The organism is Sulfitobacter sp. UBA1132 (assembly GCF_002311545.1).
Classification (GTDB): domain Bacteria; phylum Pseudomonadota; class Alphaproteobacteria; order Rhodobacterales; family Rhodobacteraceae; genus Sulfitobacter; species Sulfitobacter pontiacus.
This window is the reverse complement of the sequence record NZ_DCAN01000008.1, coordinates 64,006-79,292: the sequence shown is the minus strand read 5'-3', so window position 1 is coordinate 79,292 and position 15,287 is coordinate 64,006. Positions and strand designations below refer to the sequence as shown.

Here is a 15,287-nt window from a genome sequence, read left to right as displayed (position 1 = left end):
CATCAGCGACACCACCGCCACCGGCCCCACCGCCAACGCGCGGCTGGTGCCAAAGACGGCATAAAGCAGGATCGGCGCGATCGACGCATAGAGCCCCGCTTCGGGCGGCAGCCCCGCCAGCAGCGCATAGGCCAGCGATTGCGGGATCAGCATGATGGTGACGATCACCGCCGCGATCAGATCATTGGACAAGGCCGTCTTGTCATAGTCGCGCCCCCAGTCGAGGACAGGCAAATAGCGGCGGGCAGCGGCGGGAATACGCACCTGATTACAACCCGTTCACCGGCACCTTGAGCATCAGGTTCCCGTCCTTGTCACGCGGCATATGCCCGGCGCGCATGTTGACCTGAAGCGACGGGATGATCAGCTTCGGCATCGGCAGCTGCGCATCGCGTTCGGTGCGAAAGGCGATGAATTCCTCGCGCGTTTTGCCGCCGCCCACATGGATGTTATGCGCTTTCTCTTCGCCCACGGTGGTTTCCCACTGGATATCGCGCCCATTGGGCCCGTAGTCGTGACACATAAACAGACGCATGTCGTCAGGCAGGGACAAGACCTTCTGGATGCTGTCATACAGCTCTCCGGCGTCGCCCCCAGGGAAATCCGCGCGGGCAGAGCCGCCGTCGGGCATGAACAGCGTATCGCCTGTGAAGGCAGCGTTGCCCATGACATGCACCATGCATGCGGGCGTGTGACCGGGGGTGTAGATAGCAAAACATTCCATGCCGCCGACGCGGTAGCGGTCGCCATCCTTGAACAAGGCGTCGAACTGCGACCCGTCGCGCTGGAATTCCGTCCCCTCGTTGAACACTTTCCCAAAAGTGTCCTGCACGGTCATGATCTGCTCTCCGACGCCGATCTTGCCGCCCAGCTTTTGCTGGATATAGGGCGCGGCAGACAGGTGGTCGGCATGGACGTGTGTCTCGATGATCCACTCCAGCGCGAGTCCCTGCGCTTCGACCTCGGCGATGAGCTTGTCCGCGTGGTCATAGGTGATCCGTCCGGCGGCATAGTCGATATCCATCACGGAATCGATGATTGCACAGGCGTTGGAGCTCGGATCCCGCACGATATAGCTGATCGTATTGGTCACCGGATCAAAATGGCCCGAGACATCGGGGATGACATCCATATTCACGGGGTATTCAGTCATGGTCACCTGCTCCGTTTGCGCTTTTTCGCCCGACATCTGAAGGCTGCGCCCCGTCGTCGAGTCAAACATATTCATACTATGGAATTCTTTGTCAAGGAAGCGGATTGTGCTGTCTGCCCCCCAGAACCGCCGCGACAAAGCGTCCTGTGCCTGCCGCCTGCTCTACGCAACAGCGGGAGCATTCAGAACCCGTCCAGCGCGCTTTGCGTGATCTCGTCCAGCAGGGCCTGCACCTCTTGCATGGGGCCGTCGGGGTAGGTCGGATACCCGACAGAGACCGTGCCATCAATGTCGGTGACAAAGATACTGTAGGGGCAATGGGCGATGTTCATCGGGTCCGCCTCCATCACCTTGCGCGACACCACGGCAGAGCAGAACAGAAACACATCTGCCGCACGAAAGATCTCGACATCGCTGCCGACGTCGCTGGCGGTACGGGCCAGCATCTCGCCCGTGTGGCTGACGTGGTCGATCACCAGCCCCTTGCCGACAATCGCGTTCTCGACCGCGAAGGTCGCATCGTCAAAGCTGCCGTCGTAGGCGTAGGTCACGGCCTGATCCTGAGCAGCGAGCGGCGCGGCACAAAGGCAAACTGCTGCGGCAATCTGTAACGGTCTCATTCTTGGTCCTTTCACAAACGGGCGCGGGCCTATCCTATCACCCTCGCCGCGCGTCGCCAATCATGCGCACCGTCACGGGGCCGGAAAGCTGTTCAGGTAGGCGATCACCGCCTTGATCTCGGCATCGTTTTTCAAGCCGGAAAACCCCATCTTGGTACCCTTCATGAAGCTGCGCGGTGATGCCAGAAAGGCGTCCAGCGTCTTGGGTGTCCAGATCAGCCCATCCTCTGCCTGCGCCATCAGGGCGCGCGAGTACTTGAACCCCTCGACCCCACCGGCAGGCGCACCGACGATCCCGTTCAGGACCGGGCCCGCGCGGTTTTTGGCTCGTTTGCCCAGCTGATGGCAGGCTTTGCATTTGCGGAACACCAACTCTCCATCGGCGAGCAAGGCGGGGTCGGCAGCGGGTCCTGACACTTGCTCGACATCGGCAACGGGCGTTTCTTGCGGCACAGTCACGGGGGCGGCGTCCTTGGGTGTCACATCCAAGGTCAGCGCGCGCATGGTGACTTTCACGCTTTCCTTGCAGTCTGTCATACACGGCGCAACCTGCCAGCGCGACAATTCCGTAGTGTCGCGATCATCGCGGAGGAAACCGTCGGCATTGGGCATCCGGACCGTGGCGAAGTTGTCTTTGGACAGGGTAAATTCCTCTGCCACCAGATCGTTGGAATAAAGGATATACGCCACGATGGCATAGACCTCATCCGCCGTCAGCGTTCCCGCATCGCCATAGGGCATGGATCGGCGGATATAGTCGAAGCTTGTGGACAGATGCGGCCAATAGGACCCGACCGTCTTGACCGGATCGGCATCCGCCAGCGTGTCCTCACCGCCCGTGAGCGCAGGCCAGTTCCCGCGGCCTTCGGCAAAGTCCCCGTGGCAAGCGGCGCATTTGTCGGTAAAAACCGCTTCGCCCGCCAGCACATCGCCCTGCCCCTCGGGCAGACCGCGCCCATCGGGCAGCACGTCCACATCCCAGGCCGCGATCTCTTCCGGCAGCGCGGCGCGGCCCAGACCGAAGGGGGCCGCCGCCAAGGGCAAAGCCGTGGCCGTGGCGATGACGCATGCAGCAATGGTGTTAAGAAACTTCGACATTTTCAACGCTCCCATCCGCGTGCAGCCACCATGTCTGGATGCCATTGTTATGGTAGACAGAGTTCAGCCCCCGCACCGCGCGCAGTTGCGTTTTCGTCGGCTGGACATAGCCCGTGTCATCCATCGCGCGGGATTGCAGCAGCATCTCTGTGCCGTCCCACTGCACATCGAGGTAAAAGCGGCTGAGCGCCATCGGCGTGCCCTTTTGGGCCAGTCGCGCGGTTTGCCAGCTTGCGCCACCATCGGTCGACACATCCACGCGAGTGATCGCACCGCGCCCCGACCATGCCAGCCCGGTGATCACCAAAGGCCCCGCCCCATGGGGCACCGGCGCTTGCGGGCTCGGTGCGGTGATGACGGATTTTGCATCCATCGCCCACGTCCATTTGCGGCTGGTGCCATCGGCCAGCGTATCGGTGTATTTCGACGTTTCCTCGCGGCTTTCGACAGGCGCGTCCGTGACCTCTATCCGGCGGAGCCATTTGACCCAGAGGTTGCCCTCCCACCCCGGCACGACCAGCCGCACGGGGTAGCCGTGTTCCTTGCGCAGCGCCTCGCCATTCGCTTTGAACGCGACAAGCACATCGTCGAGCGCCTTCTCCATCGGGATCGACCGCCCGTTCGACGAAGCATCGGCACCCTCGACATAGACCCATTTGCCCGCAGGGTCATAGCCGGCTTCCTCCAGCAGCAACCGCAGGGGCACGCCGGTGTATTCCATATTATGGATCATGCCATGGGTGAACTGTGCCCCGTTCAACTGCGCGCCCGCCCATTCCATACCCGAATTGGCCGCACATTCGCAGAAATACACGTGGTTTTCGCGCGGGAAACGTTCCAGATCGGCGTAGGTGAACACCAGCGGGCGGTCTACCAAACCGTTCACCATCAGGCGGTAATCCTGTTTCGACAGTTCGATCGCGCCCGAGTGATGTCGTTCAAAGGCGCAGCCCTGCGGGGTGATCGTACCGTCCAGTGCGTGGATCGGGGTGAAGTTGATCGAACTGATGGTATCCGCCGTCAGCCAAGGCACATTGCGCCGGACCACGTCCTGCTCGAACCGGATCGGCAGACCGTAGGGCGTGACATCCACCCCATCGCCCAAGCCCTGCGCCCAGGGTTGCGGTTCAACAATCATGGGATCGGGCGATTGCGCGGCAGCGCTACGGGCCGCCATCGCCCCCAGTCCAGCAGTCGCCGCGCCACGCAAGAAGGCCCGTCTGTTCGCTGTCTTCCGTGGTGCCATGGCCTTGCCTTTCATGCTGCCCTGTTACGCGCCCTTGACGATGACGCTGGTGTTGGGGTCCAGCGACACGCTGCCCTGCTTGCGGATGTGGCTTTCGACCACGTCCCAGATCGCGGGGCCCTCGGTGCCTTCGTTCACGCTGGCCCAGCCTGCAACCTGATAGGTCTTCGCCGGATCGATACGTTCACCGGTTTTCAGCAAGGTCAGTTCAGTGATGCGGCTGCCTTGGGGCTGGGTCACGTCAATGCGGTAGCCAAGCCCGCCTGTGCGCACCATGTCACCGCCCTGCTGGTAATAGGGATTGGGGTTAAACAGGTTGTCGGCCACGTCTTCCAGCACGACTTGCAGGAATTCACCCGTCATCTCGGTCCGGTAGGCTTCGGGGTAGGTCATGGAGGTGACGTTCCAGATATCCTCGCGCGTGATGTCCTGTCCCGGCAGGATCGACGGCCCCCACCGCACACCGGGGCTCAGCGCGATATCGGCCTCGCGCTCGGAAAGCAGCGCGTCGCAGATCAGGTCATCCCAGGTGCCGTTGAAATTGCCGCGCCGGTAGAGCAGCGTGTCTTCGGCAGTGGTGCCGATCACCTCTGTCAGTTGGTCAAGATAGGGGGCGCGTTGTGCGTCGATCAGCGCGGTCATCGCCGGATCAGGCGCAATCACGTCAGAGAAGATCGGGATCAGCTTGTGCCGGAACCCCATCATGCGGCCGTTGCGCACATCCAGATCGACGCGGCTGACGAATTTGCCGTTCGACCCCGAGGCGACGATGATCGTCTCGCCCACCAGCACAGGCTCGGGCAGCGCGTCATGGGTGTGACCCGACAGGATCACGTCGATCCCCGTCACCACGCCCGCCATCTGCTTGTCCACATCAAAGCCGTTGTGGCTCAGGCAGACGACCAGTTCGGCCCCTTTGGCGCGGACCTCGTCCACCATTTCTTGCATCCGCTCGTCGCGGATACCGAACGAGTATTCGGGGAACATCCAGCCGGGGTTGGCGATCGGCATATAGGGGAAAGCCTGCCCGATCACCGCGACTTTAACGCCACCTGTCTCGTAGAACTTGTAGGGCGGGAAAAGCTCTGTCGGTTCGTCCCATTCGGCGTCAAAGATGTTCTGCCCCAGGGCGGCAAAGGGCAGCCCCTCGACGATCTCTGCCACGCGGTCGGAGCCGAGCGTGAATTCCCAGTGAAAGGTCATCGCGTCAGGCTTGAGCGCATTCATCACGTTGACCATGTCCTGACCTTGCGTGTGGTAGCAGGTGTAGCTGCCGTGCCAGGTGTCGCCGCCATCCAGCAGCAGCGCATCGGGCCGGTCCGCGCGGATCTGGTTGATCACACTCGCCACACGGTCCAGACCGCCCATCTTGCCATAGCCCTGCGCCAGAGCGGAAAAATCGTTATAGGTCAGCGCATAGGCCGAGGGGCTGCCGTCCGCGATCCCGTAAAGCTTGCGGAAATCCGCGCCGGTCAGATGCGGCACCTTCCCGCGGTTCTCGCCCACACCGATGTTGACCGAAGGTTCGCGGAAATAGATCGGTTTCAACTGCGCGTGGATGTCGGTCACGTGGATCAGGCTGACGTTGCCGAAGGTGTCGAATTCAAGCAATTTGTCCTGCGTCAACGCCTGCTGCGCGGCAAGCTTGCCCCAGTTGCCAAAGGACGACGCACCATACAAAGCCGTTGCAGCCATGCTGGCCTGAAGAAAATCACGACGAGAGATCATAGGTTGGCCTTTTCGACGCGCAATTCATATGCGCATATTTGAATAACAATATGATAAAAAGACCCGCCTCGCATCGACGAAACGGGTCTTTTCAGGTTAGTTCCGGACAGAGGGCCCTTCGACCGACAGCCCGTTTCCGCGCGAGCCGACGTACAGCTCTAGCGCGACAAACTCGGGGCTGCCGGGGTCAAAGGTCTCGGCACGGGTGTCGCGTACACAGCCTTTAAAACGGGCCTGCACCGCGTTCAGCTTGGTGTTTTTCAGACGGTAAGTCGGGAAGCCGTTGATCTGGCCCTGGCTCAGGTGGTCGGCACGGATCATGTTGCCATAATTGTCCTCGTGGCAATTGGCACAGGACAGTTCAAGCTGGCCGAAACGGGTATAGTAGATCTCTTTGCCCTGCTCCCATGTGGATTGGGCCGGACCGTCGATGGCGATGTTCACCGGCATCCCCCGCGAGACAGAGGAGATCAGCGCCGTCATGTTCACCATGTCGCCGCCAGTGTATTTCCACTTTTCCGCCCCCATGCGGTTCTCGCGGCAATCGTTGATCTGCATTTCCAGCGTGCGCACCTCGCCCGCAGATTCGACATACTTCGGATAGACCGGACGCACGCCCGCCATCTCGGCCGAGGCCCCGTGACAATCCGCGCAGGACTTCCCCTCTGACCCGTCGGCGGTGTTCCAGACATCTTCGGCCTGTTCCACAAAAATCATGCCCGCGTTGTCGAAATCATCGGCCTGCATCGCGCGGGTCTCGGTGCCGCGGAAAAGCCAGCCCGACATAACCTCGTCTACCGCGTCCGCCATATGCGCGGGGGCGGCAGTGCGGGTCACGATGTCGATCTCTTCGTTGATCACCAGCGTATCATCCACGGGATCGGCGAAGGCCCCCGTCGACATCAGCGCCGCAGCAAGGCACGCGCCCAGACCTTTTGTGAAATTGCTCATTCCTGTTCCTCCCAAGGATGCAGACGCTTAGCTGATCGCGATGTCTTTGGTTTCCTCGTAGACATCGCCGTCATCGTCATACCACGTGAAGGTGAATGTCCCCGCTTCGGGCACGGTGGCGTCGAATTCGAAATACGGGTTGGTCGAGATCGCGGGCTCCATCGCGACATCGATCACATTCTCGCCGTTAAAATCGCAGGTGAAACGGTTGATGATCGACCGCGGGATCGTGTTGCCGTCGCTGTCCTTGCGCTGGCCGGATTCCATCTTGTGGCTAATCAGGGTCTTGATCGTGATGGTCTCGCCAGCCGCTGCTGACTTGGGGACTTTGACGCGGGGTTTTACACCAGATGCCATGTTTTTCTTCCTCTCGCCTTAGCCGCCGCAGCCGCCGATTGTTACTTTGATTGTGCTGGTCGCCTTGGCGAAAGAGCCGTCGCCCAGCTTGGCGATCGCCACCACATCCTGCGTGCCCGCCAAGCGGATACGGGTGGAGGCGTGCTGCGTTGCTGCCAGCGGGCCGAACTTGAAGTTCGCCACAGGCGGCGTGGGGTTACCAAGCGCCAGCACCATGATTTCAGCGGCACCGGGGGCGTCGACCTCGATCGGGACGGTATTGCCGTTTTCCGCAATCTCGGGGGCGGTCAGGGTCACGCCGGTATCAGCCATCTCTGCACCGCCGGTGAAGGCAGCAATCGCGTCATCCCCGGCGGCGGCCACGGCCAGCTTGGGCAGGGACAGTGCGGCAAAGGCACCTGCCCCCATCGCAATCGCACTACGTCGTGTAAATTCCATTATCATCACTCCTGATCAGATCCCGCTGGGTGGGGTTCTTAGTCTTTCAACGTGGCAAGATAGGCCACGACATCCTCGATCTGCTGGGCGGCCAGAATAGGCCCCAGCGTGTCATCAGCCGCCTTGCCGGTATAGCCCTTGCCCGGACGGATATATCCGCTGTCCTTGTAGAACGCAGGCATCATCGTTCCCTCGAACAGCATCTTCGCGTTGGCGACAATGCCGCGCAATTCAGCCTCGGTCCAGCGGTCCCCCGCGCCATCCAGCATCGGGCCGATTTCGCCCTGGAACGGGATATCGGGCAAAGCGCTAACCTGATGGCAGGCGATGCAGTTGCCAAGCTTTTTGCTGCCCACGATCTTGGCCCCCTCTTCAGGGTTACCGGGAGTGCCGGTCAGCGATTGTTCAACCGCGCCATACTCATCATAGACCACGTCACCGGGGGCCACGTCGGCCGCATGCGCCGCCGCAGCAAAGCCGACAGAGGCCACCAGGGCAAATACGGAAACTTTCATGCGTCCTCCCACAGACATTCATTTTAAAAACCCTACTGCCCGCGCCAAAATGACGCAACTATAAATTCAATTTATTGAATTTCTTATAGCAGCACGGCATTTAGCGGATCCTACCGCCGTTATTCCTGCTCTTCAATGAGCATACGCGCGTGATATTTCTGGAACGTCTCGTCCCCCTCATATTCCTTGTCGACGACCCAGTTCATCATGTGAAAGGTCGTCGCCGGACCAAAGGCACCGGGCACCGTCGCGACCGCCGCCTCTACCGCCGTCTGGCCTTCCTCCACGGTCTGGGGGAAATACATCAGCGTGGGCGTGAACATCTGACGCCATTTGCGTACCATGTCCTTTTCGGGCAATGTCTCTCCGTCAAAGTCGGTGACCTCGACATCGCCGAACATATTGATCTGCACGACAAAGAAGTTCTCGCGCAGGTAGGCGTCGATCTTGGGCAGGGGGAAAACCTCTTCGTGCATCTTGTTGCAGTAGATGCAGCCCCGCTGTTCGATGATGACCATCAGCCGCTTGCCCTCCTCCGTCGCCTCGGCCAGATCGTCGCGCAGATCTTTGAAGGTCTCGCGCATCCAAGCGGTCTTGTGCAAACCGTCATCACCCAATGTCGCGGCACTGCCCGCAATCACCATACAAGCGACAGCCGCCAGCGCGGCCAAAGCGTTTCGGATCATCTTCATCAAAAGTCCCTCCGGTTATTAGCCAATGGCGCTGAAAACAGGGAAGGTTTCAAGCATCCACTGCGCAATATAGTTGATCGAGTTGGTGGCGATCAGCAGGCCAAAGACAATCAGCAGAACCCCCATCGCCTTTTCTACCGCGCCCAGATGTTGCCGGAACCCCGCCATCCAGCGCATGAACGGCCCGATGAACAGCGCCGCCAGCACGAAAGGCGCGGTCATGCCCACGCCGTAGGTCAGCAGCAACAGCGCGCCCGAGCCCGCCGTCTCGGCCCCCGCGGCGGTAAACAGGATCGCCGCCAGCACCGGCCCGACGCAAGGGGTCCAACCAAAGGCAAAGGCCAGCCCGATCACATAGGCCCCCAGAAAACTGGTCGCGGTCGTGTTCCCCGCATCGGCACGAAACTGGCGATATAGAAAACCGATACGGATCACGCCCAGAAAATGCAGCCCCATCGCAATGATAACAGCCGCAGCGACCCATCGCAAAATATCGAAATAGTCCCGCACGATCTGGCCAAAGGTCGTGGCCACCGCCCCCAGCCCGACAAAGATCGTGATCACCCCCGCCGCAAAGAACAGCGCCGCGATGACCGCGCGCCGGCGCACGGCGGCATCCACCGGCCCGTCCGACGTGATCTGGTTCATGCCGACGCCCGCCAGATAGCTCAGATAAAAGGGCACGATCGGCAGGATGCAGGGCGACAAAAAGGACAAAAGCCCGGCAAACGCCGCGCCCAGAAAGGTGATTTCAAGCATGCAGGTTGCCTTTATCTTGTGCCATTCACATATTCACATTAAGTATTTTGAAATCAACAGGTGAATTCCCTATGCGGTTGCGCACTGCTTTCTTGTCTCTCTTGGTGGCCGCAGGCCTTGCGGTTTCCCCTGTGATCGCAGCGGCCCAGACCGCGCTGATCATGGTCGAGGAACAGGGCTGCGTATGGTGTGCCCGTTGGGATGACCAGATCGCCCCGATCTATCCCAAGACCCAAGCGGGCAAGGCAGCCCCGCTGCGCCGCGTTGATATCAACGATGACAAACCCGCCGATCTGCACTTTGCCCGCGGCCTGCATTACACGCCGACGTTCGTGTTGATGGTCGACGGCCATGAGGTGTCGCGCATCGAAGGCTACCCGGGCGAAGATTTCTTTTGGGGCGTTCTGGAAAAAATGCTATCCGACGCCAAATTGATGCCAGACCCCGCCAAAAGCTAGCGCCCCTTGCGATATGCGCACGCCAATCCCCCTTTATTCAGCCAAGGATGTTAACCAGTGGGCACCCCCGGTTCCGACACAGAAATGAGCCAAGCCGATCGGGACCGTATGGCCGAAAACGCCGCACGTGCCTCTAACTTCCTCAAGGCGATCAGCCATGAGGGGCGGTTGATGATCCTGTGTCACCTCTCTGCAGGCGAAAAATCCGTCACCGAGCTGGAAGAGCTGCTGTCCGCCCGTCAGGCGGCGGTATCCCAACAGCTGTCACGCTTGCGGCTCGAAGGCCTGGTAACGCCACGCCGCGACGGCAAGACGATCTATTACCGGCTGGCCGATGACCGTCCGCAAAAGATCATGGAAGTCGTCTACGATATGTTCTGCAAACCGGACAGCGACGCGTAGACGCGGCTCAGACCTGCTCCAGATACGTCAGCAGCCGCGCTTCCGAGGCGAATAGCCCGGTCTTGCGCCCGACCTTGATCTCGGGCGGGGCTTCGCCCGCCAGATCGATCACCGCCGGATGGATATAGCTGTTGCGCGCCACGGTCGGCGTATTGCTCAGCTGTGCGGCGGCGGCTTCGGCCAATTGCTTGATGGTGGCCTGCCCCTTCTCGGCGGCCTCAAAGGCGGCAACGGTGCCCGCCCATGTGCGGAACGTCTTGGCGGTAAAGTCGTCGCACCCCGATGCTTCGGCGATATAGGTGTTCAGTCCGGCTGAGTTCAACTGATGCACCTCGCCCTGCGCATCGGCCCATGTCAGCAGCTCCGCCCCCGGCAGATCGTTAATTTTCTCCAGCGTTTTGGCCAGCGTCCGGTCGTTGATCTGCCGCCGCACCTTCTTGCCGCCCTTGGCCGTATAGCGCAGCCGGATCACATTCCCGTCGAGTTTGACATGGCGCGACCGCAGGGTCAGCGTGCCATAGCTGCCATTCTCGCGCGTGTAGTCCGGATTACCCACCCGCAGCGACGCGCGGTCGATCAGCGTGACGGCGCTGGCCAAGGCAAAGCTGCGCTCCCCTGCCTGCTGATCCAGATCGCGGGCGACAAAGCGGCGCAGGCGCGGCAAAGCATGCGCAAAATCCACCAGGCTCGCGAATTTCGTCTCTGCCTGCGCCTCTGACCATTTTTCGTGATAGCGATATTGTTTGCGACTACGGGTGTCGCGCCCCGTGGCCAGCAAATGCCCGTTCACCAAAGGCGTCATCCACACGTCTTCATAGGCGGGCGGCACCGCCATCGCTTCCAGCCGCGCGCGCTCTTCTCCGCGGGCGATGGTAGTGCCGTCCGGTGCCTTATAGGTAAACCCGCGCCCGCGCCGCTGACGCGAAATGCCGGGGCGGTCATCGCCATAGTAGGTCAGCCCCGCGCCGCCCATATGTCAGGCGGACTCGACTTCTGACGATAGCTTGAGCACCTCATCCCCGTCGTCTTGCTCGATCAACAGCGCCGGATCATCATCGGACCCGTTTCGCGTGACCTCGGACCCTTTCAACGTACGGGTCACACTTTTGGTAAAGCGGTCTGTCACCTTGCCACTGGCAGTGCCCTGCCCCCAGTCCCATTTGACCTTGGTGCCCTTGGATATGCCTGACATCGTCGTCCCCTTTGCACTGTTTGGTGTGAAAGAATAACGACCTATGCCCGAAACGGGTTCCCTCCGGTCAGACCCGCCAGCGCAGCACGCGGGTTTCGATGGCGGCAATCACGGCGCTCACGCAAACCCCCAACACCGACAGGATCACGACACCCGCAAACAGACGTTCAAGATCATAAAGACTGCCGGCCTCAAGGATATACGCCCCGATGCCATATTCCGCGCCCAGCATTTCAGCAGCCACCAACAGGATGATCGCAATCGCCAAAGAGATGCGCAGCCCCGACAGGATGCCCGGCATCGCCCCCGGCAGTACGATCTTGCGCACGATCGACCACCACGACAGACCAAAGCTCTGCCCCATGCGGATCAATCCGCGGTCCACATTGTCCACCGCAGCATAGGTCGCCACGACCGTCGGCGTGAATGTCCCAAAGGCGATCAGCGCGTATTTACTGCCCTCGTCAATGCCGAACCAGATCACGAATAACGGCAGTAGCGCGATCTTGGGGATCGGGAACAGCGCCGCAACCAGGGGCACCAGCCCGGCACGCACATAGCTGAACAGCCCGATCATCACCCCGACGCCGACACCAACCAAAGCCCCGAGCGTCGCCCCCACAGCCAAGCGGCTGAGCGAGGGGGCCAAATGTTTGAACAGCATCCCCGATTGCCACAGCTCGACAAAGGTCATCGCCACATCCGAGGGGCGCGGCAACGTCAGGTTAGAGATAAAGCCGCTGCGCGTGCCCCATTCGGCCAGCAGGATCAGCAGGACAAAGACCAAGACCCCCATGCCCCGTTGTTGCTTGGGGGCAAAGCCGCCGCCACGAAAGGTGACGGGGCGGCTGTTTGTATGTGCTACATCAGACATGGATCAACTCCGCATCGGCGGCGGCGGCTTCTTCGCGCATCAGCCCCCACAAATGTTGTTGTTGCGCCTCGAGGGCGGCATCGCCATAGGCACGCTCTGCCAACGGGGTGGTCAGCTCGACCACTTCGCGGATCTGCCCGGGGCGGCGAGATAGAACCACGATCCGGTGCCCCAGCCGCACGGCCTCTGCCAGATTGTGCGTGACATAGACGGCGGTAAAGGGCTGGCGTGTCCACAGGCTGATCAGATCGTCCATCAACAGCTCGCGCGTCTGGCTGTCGAGGGCGCTCAGCGGTTCGTCCATCAACATCACCGCGGGGTTCACCGCCAGGGCGCGCGCGATGGCGACCCGTTGTTTCATCCCGCCCGAAAGCTGCTTGGGCAGGGCATCGGCAAACTCGGTCAGTTTGGTACGCGCCAGCACATCGTCGATGATCCGCGCCCGCGCGGCGGCGTCCAGACCGTGATCCTCCAGCACCAGCGCCACATTGCCGCGCACGCTGCGCCAGGGCAGCAAGGCGAAGTCCTGAAATACGTAGGTGAGCGGATTCAGACAGCCGGCTGGGGGCGTGCCCAGTTGCAACACCTGACCCGAAGTCGGCTGCTCCAGCCCGCCCAGCATCCGCAGCAGGGTCGACTTGCCACAGCCCGAAGGCCCGACGATGCAGACAATCTGCCCTGACGGAATATCAAGGTTGATATCGCGCAGCACTTCGGTCTCGCCATAGGTATGGCTGACCCCCGCTAACCTAAGATCCATGAGAAACGTCCTGAAATATCAAAGGCCGGGCAAAGCCTGCCCGACCTGTCGTTGGTATAGATGGCGCGATCAGGCGCCGATGGTGTCGACGAATGAAGTGTCGATCAACGTCTCAAGCGTGATATCCGCATCTACAAGCCCCTCGGACTGGAACCAGCTCAGCTGGTCACGCACAGAGGCGACGTTCAACGCGGCCCCCTCGTTCAGACGCATGGTGCCGTTGACAATCCCCGGCGTCGCGGCCTCGAGCGTCTTGTCCGTGTAGACGTAGTTGTGGATCAGCTTGACCATCTCGGCCACGCCTTCCGCACCGGCGGTCTGTTCGATCATCGCGGCGTTGTAGTCGGCCACCCCCTTGGCATAGGCCGCAAGGTAATCCTGCGTCTGCTGCTTTTCCTCACTCGCGTTCTTGGTCGAGGTAAAGACCGTGGTGACCTGATAGTCGGGCAGATAATCAGAGACGTTCCCGATGATATGCACGGCACCCGAGCCCGCCAGTGGCTTGGCGATATGGGGCACGATGGACCAGCCATCAATCTGGCCGGTCTTCAGCGCGCCGATGATGGCACCCACCTTCTGCAACGGCTTGAACGACAGCTCGATCCCCTCGGCCTGCGCCATCTTTGACCCCATATAATGGAACGACGATCCCGCCGTGGTCATGCCAAAGCTCTTCCCGTCCAGCATCGCAGGCGCGGTCACACCCGCCTGATAGGCCGCGTCCGAGGCCAGAAACTTCTGCCCATCAATGCCCTTCTCTTCAGACAAGGCCCCGCCGATCACCTTGATCGCACCCTTATCCGCCAGCGACACCAGCCCGCCCGAGATCGCGGTCACGGCATAGTCGACATCCCCGCTGGCAATCGCCACGGCCATCGGCTGCGCGGCCTGAAAGAACTTGAGCTCGACATCCAGACCGGCCTGCTTGAAATACTCGCGCTGATAGGCCACGAATGTGCCGGAATGGCTGGTAAAGCGCAGCGCGCCCAGAGTGATCTTTTTGCCCTGCGCAACAGCCGGTGCAGCAAGCCCGACCGCGGCAGCGGCCCCCATGGTCGCCAGCGTCTGGCGGCGGTTGAATGTGGTCATGATATCCTCCCCTTGAATTTGCGCGCACAATGGGTCGTGGCATGACGTAGTGTCAAGCGCACGCGCCCCGAAAACCACGCTCAAGAACGAAGCGTCACTGCCCGCGGCACCCAGCCTCGCCCGCTTCCAAATGGCCTTAAATCCTCGCCGAAGGCTCCCCAGATTGCCAGCGCGCGTGACATTGCCTATATGGGCGTCACCGCTGCATCAGCCCCTCCCTTTCACAAAAGGCCCGATCCCATGACCTTCGACCGTTCGATCAAAATCGCCCCCTCCATCCTTGCTGCCGACTTTGCCAATTTCGGGGCAGAGTGCGAAGCCATCGAAGCGCAGGGCGCGGACTGGGTACATGTCGATGTAATGGACGGGCATTTCGTCCCGAACATCAGCTTTGGCCCGACCACCTGCGCCGCGGTCCGCCCGCATATCAAGGGCGTGATGGACGTGCATCTGATGATCGCACCCGTTGATCCCTACATTGATGCCTTCGCCAAAGCCGGTGCCGATGTGATCACCGCCCATGTCGAAGCAGGCCCCCATATCCACCGCACGCTGCAAGCAATCCGCGGTGCCGGTGCCAAGGCCGGTGTCGCGCTGAACCCCGGCACGCCTGCCGCAGCGGTAGAGCATCTGCTCGACGTTGCCGATCTGGTCTGTGTGATGACCGTGAACCCCGGTTTCGGCGGGCAGAAGTTCATCGACATGAGCGACAAGATCCGCACCCTGCGCGCGATGATCGGTGACCGTCCGGTGCATATCGAAATCGACGGAGGCGTTGATGTGAACACCGCTTCCAGCGTGGCGCAGGCGGGGGCGGATGTGCTGGTCGCAGGCTCCGCCGTGTTCCGTGGCGGGTCTGTCAGCAACCCTGCCCCCTACGGCGAAAACATCCGCGCTATCCGCGCTGCGGCCGAAGGCGTCTACGTCTAAGCGCCAGCCGCACACCAGCGACAAA

The 15,287-nt window shown here is 61.1% G+C and carries 20 protein-coding genes; 3 read left to right on the top strand and 17 right to left on the bottom strand.

Translation table 11 applies throughout. The features are described from left to right. From B4F27_RS06465 to B4F27_RS06410, 12 genes are all read right to left on the bottom strand, one after another. A partial coding sequence (locus B4F27_RS06465; protein ID WP_286759197.1) for a SulP family inorganic anion transporter occupies positions 1-264 on the bottom strand: 264 nt, incomplete at its 3' end. 4 nt (positions 265-268) lie between these two features. Further along, positions 269-1,153, bottom strand: coding sequence for an MBL fold metallo-hydrolase (locus B4F27_RS06460; RefSeq protein WP_286759198.1), 885 nt, complete (start codon positions 1,151-1,153; stop codon positions 269-271). A 182-nt stretch (positions 1,154-1,335) separates the two neighbouring features. Continuing rightward, complete coding sequence (locus B4F27_RS06455) at positions 1,336-1,773, bottom strand: DUF302 domain-containing protein (RefSeq protein ID WP_286759196.1); 438 nt, start codon at positions 1,771-1,773, stop codon at positions 1,336-1,338. Positions 1,774-1,845: 72 nt separating this feature from the next. Then, positions 1,846-2,871 carry a c-type cytochrome gene (locus B4F27_RS06450; protein WP_286759195.1) on the bottom strand — a complete coding sequence of 342 codons (1,026 nt, stop codon included), beginning with the start codon at positions 2,869-2,871 and terminating at the stop codon, positions 1,846-1,848. Then, positions 2,855-4,117 (bottom strand): sulfite dehydrogenase, encoded by a 1,263-nt coding sequence (gene soxC, locus B4F27_RS06445; RefSeq protein ID WP_286759194.1) that lies wholly within the window; start codon positions 4,115-4,117, stop codon positions 2,855-2,857. The genes B4F27_RS06450 and soxC overlap by 17 nt, the downstream gene beginning before the upstream one ends. A gap of 24 nt (positions 4,118-4,141) precedes the next feature. Further along, complete coding sequence (gene soxB / locus B4F27_RS06440; protein WP_286759193.1) at positions 4,142-5,845, bottom strand: thiosulfohydrolase SoxB; 1,704 nt, start codon at positions 5,843-5,845, stop codon at positions 4,142-4,144. Between the two features lie 96 nt (positions 5,846-5,941). Beyond that, complete coding sequence (gene soxA / locus B4F27_RS06435) at positions 5,942-6,796, bottom strand: sulfur oxidation c-type cytochrome SoxA (RefSeq protein WP_005851966.1); 855 nt, start codon at positions 6,794-6,796, stop codon at positions 5,942-5,944. A 27-nt stretch (positions 6,797-6,823) separates the two neighbouring features. Beyond that, entirely contained in the window at positions 6,824-7,153 is a 330-nt protein-coding gene (gene soxZ, locus B4F27_RS06430) for a thiosulfate oxidation carrier complex protein SoxZ (RefSeq protein WP_037943597.1), read from the bottom strand. 18 nt (positions 7,154-7,171) lie between these two features. Continuing rightward, complete coding sequence (soxY, locus tag B4F27_RS06425; RefSeq protein WP_286759192.1) at positions 7,172-7,591, bottom strand: thiosulfate oxidation carrier protein SoxY; 420 nt, start codon at positions 7,589-7,591, stop codon at positions 7,172-7,174. A 38-nt stretch (positions 7,592-7,629) separates the two neighbouring features. Further along, the gene (soxX, locus tag B4F27_RS06420; RefSeq protein WP_074635260.1) at positions 7,630-8,106 is read right to left on the bottom strand and encodes a sulfur oxidation c-type cytochrome SoxX; all 477 of its coding nucleotides are present in this window, start codon (positions 8,104-8,106) and stop codon (positions 7,630-7,632) included. A gap of 119 nt (positions 8,107-8,225) precedes the next feature. Beyond that, on the bottom strand, positions 8,226-8,798 hold the full coding sequence (locus B4F27_RS06415; protein WP_286759191.1) for a thioredoxin family protein: 573 nt from the start codon (positions 8,796-8,798) through the stop codon (positions 8,226-8,228). A gap of 18 nt (positions 8,799-8,816) precedes the next feature. Then, positions 8,817-9,557 (bottom strand): cytochrome c biogenesis CcdA family protein, encoded by a 741-nt coding sequence (locus tag B4F27_RS06410; RefSeq protein WP_286759190.1) that lies wholly within the window; start codon positions 9,555-9,557, stop codon positions 8,817-8,819. Positions 9,558-9,628: 71 nt separating this feature from the next. Here B4F27_RS06410 and B4F27_RS06405 point away from each other — a divergent pair, with 71 nt between their 5' ends. Both B4F27_RS06405 and B4F27_RS06400 read left to right on the top strand, forming a co-directional pair. Then, positions 9,629-10,015 carry a hypothetical protein gene (locus B4F27_RS06405; protein ID WP_074635258.1) on the top strand — a complete coding sequence of 129 codons (387 nt, stop codon included), beginning with the start codon at positions 9,629-9,631 and terminating at the stop codon, positions 10,013-10,015. 84 nt (positions 10,016-10,099) lie between these two features. Further along, the gene (locus B4F27_RS06400) at positions 10,100-10,417 is read left to right on the top strand and encodes an ArsR/SmtB family transcription factor (RefSeq protein ID WP_037963674.1); all 318 of its coding nucleotides are present in this window, start codon (positions 10,100-10,102) and stop codon (positions 10,415-10,417) included. 7 nt (positions 10,418-10,424) lie between these two features. On the opposite strand, the gene B4F27_RS06395 is transcribed toward B4F27_RS06400, so the two are convergent. The 5 genes from B4F27_RS06395 to B4F27_RS06375 all read right to left on the bottom strand — a co-directional run bounded on the left by B4F27_RS06395 (position 10,425) and on the right by B4F27_RS06375 (position 14,332). Continuing rightward, positions 10,425-11,390 (bottom strand): DNA topoisomerase IB, encoded by a 966-nt coding sequence (locus B4F27_RS06395; RefSeq protein WP_286759189.1) that lies wholly within the window; start codon positions 11,388-11,390, stop codon positions 10,425-10,427. Between the two features lie 3 nt (positions 11,391-11,393). Continuing rightward, complete coding sequence (locus B4F27_RS06390) at positions 11,394-11,609, bottom strand: DUF2945 domain-containing protein (RefSeq protein ID WP_286759188.1); 216 nt, start codon at positions 11,607-11,609, stop codon at positions 11,394-11,396. 67 nt (positions 11,610-11,676) lie between these two features. Next, positions 11,677-12,483, bottom strand: a complete 807-nt coding sequence (locus B4F27_RS06385; RefSeq protein WP_286759187.1) for an ABC transporter permease — start codon at positions 12,481-12,483, stop codon at positions 11,677-11,679. Continuing rightward, a complete protein-coding gene (locus tag B4F27_RS06380) occupies positions 12,476-13,243 on the bottom strand; it encodes an ABC transporter ATP-binding protein (protein ID WP_037963492.1) in 768 nt (255 codons plus the stop codon). Before B4F27_RS06380 ends, B4F27_RS06385 begins: the two co-directional genes overlap by 8 nt. Positions 13,244-13,312: 69 nt before the next feature. Next, positions 13,313-14,332 carry an ABC transporter substrate-binding protein gene (locus tag B4F27_RS06375; RefSeq protein WP_074635256.1) on the bottom strand — a complete coding sequence of 340 codons (1,020 nt, stop codon included), beginning with the start codon at positions 14,330-14,332 and terminating at the stop codon, positions 13,313-13,315. Between the two features lie 240 nt (positions 14,333-14,572). Here B4F27_RS06375 and rpe point away from each other — a divergent pair, with 240 nt between their 5' ends. Further along, entirely contained in the window at positions 14,573-15,262 is a 690-nt protein-coding gene (gene rpe, locus B4F27_RS06370) for a ribulose-phosphate 3-epimerase (protein ID WP_286759186.1), read from the top strand. Positions 15,263-15,287 lie beyond the last annotated feature (25 nt).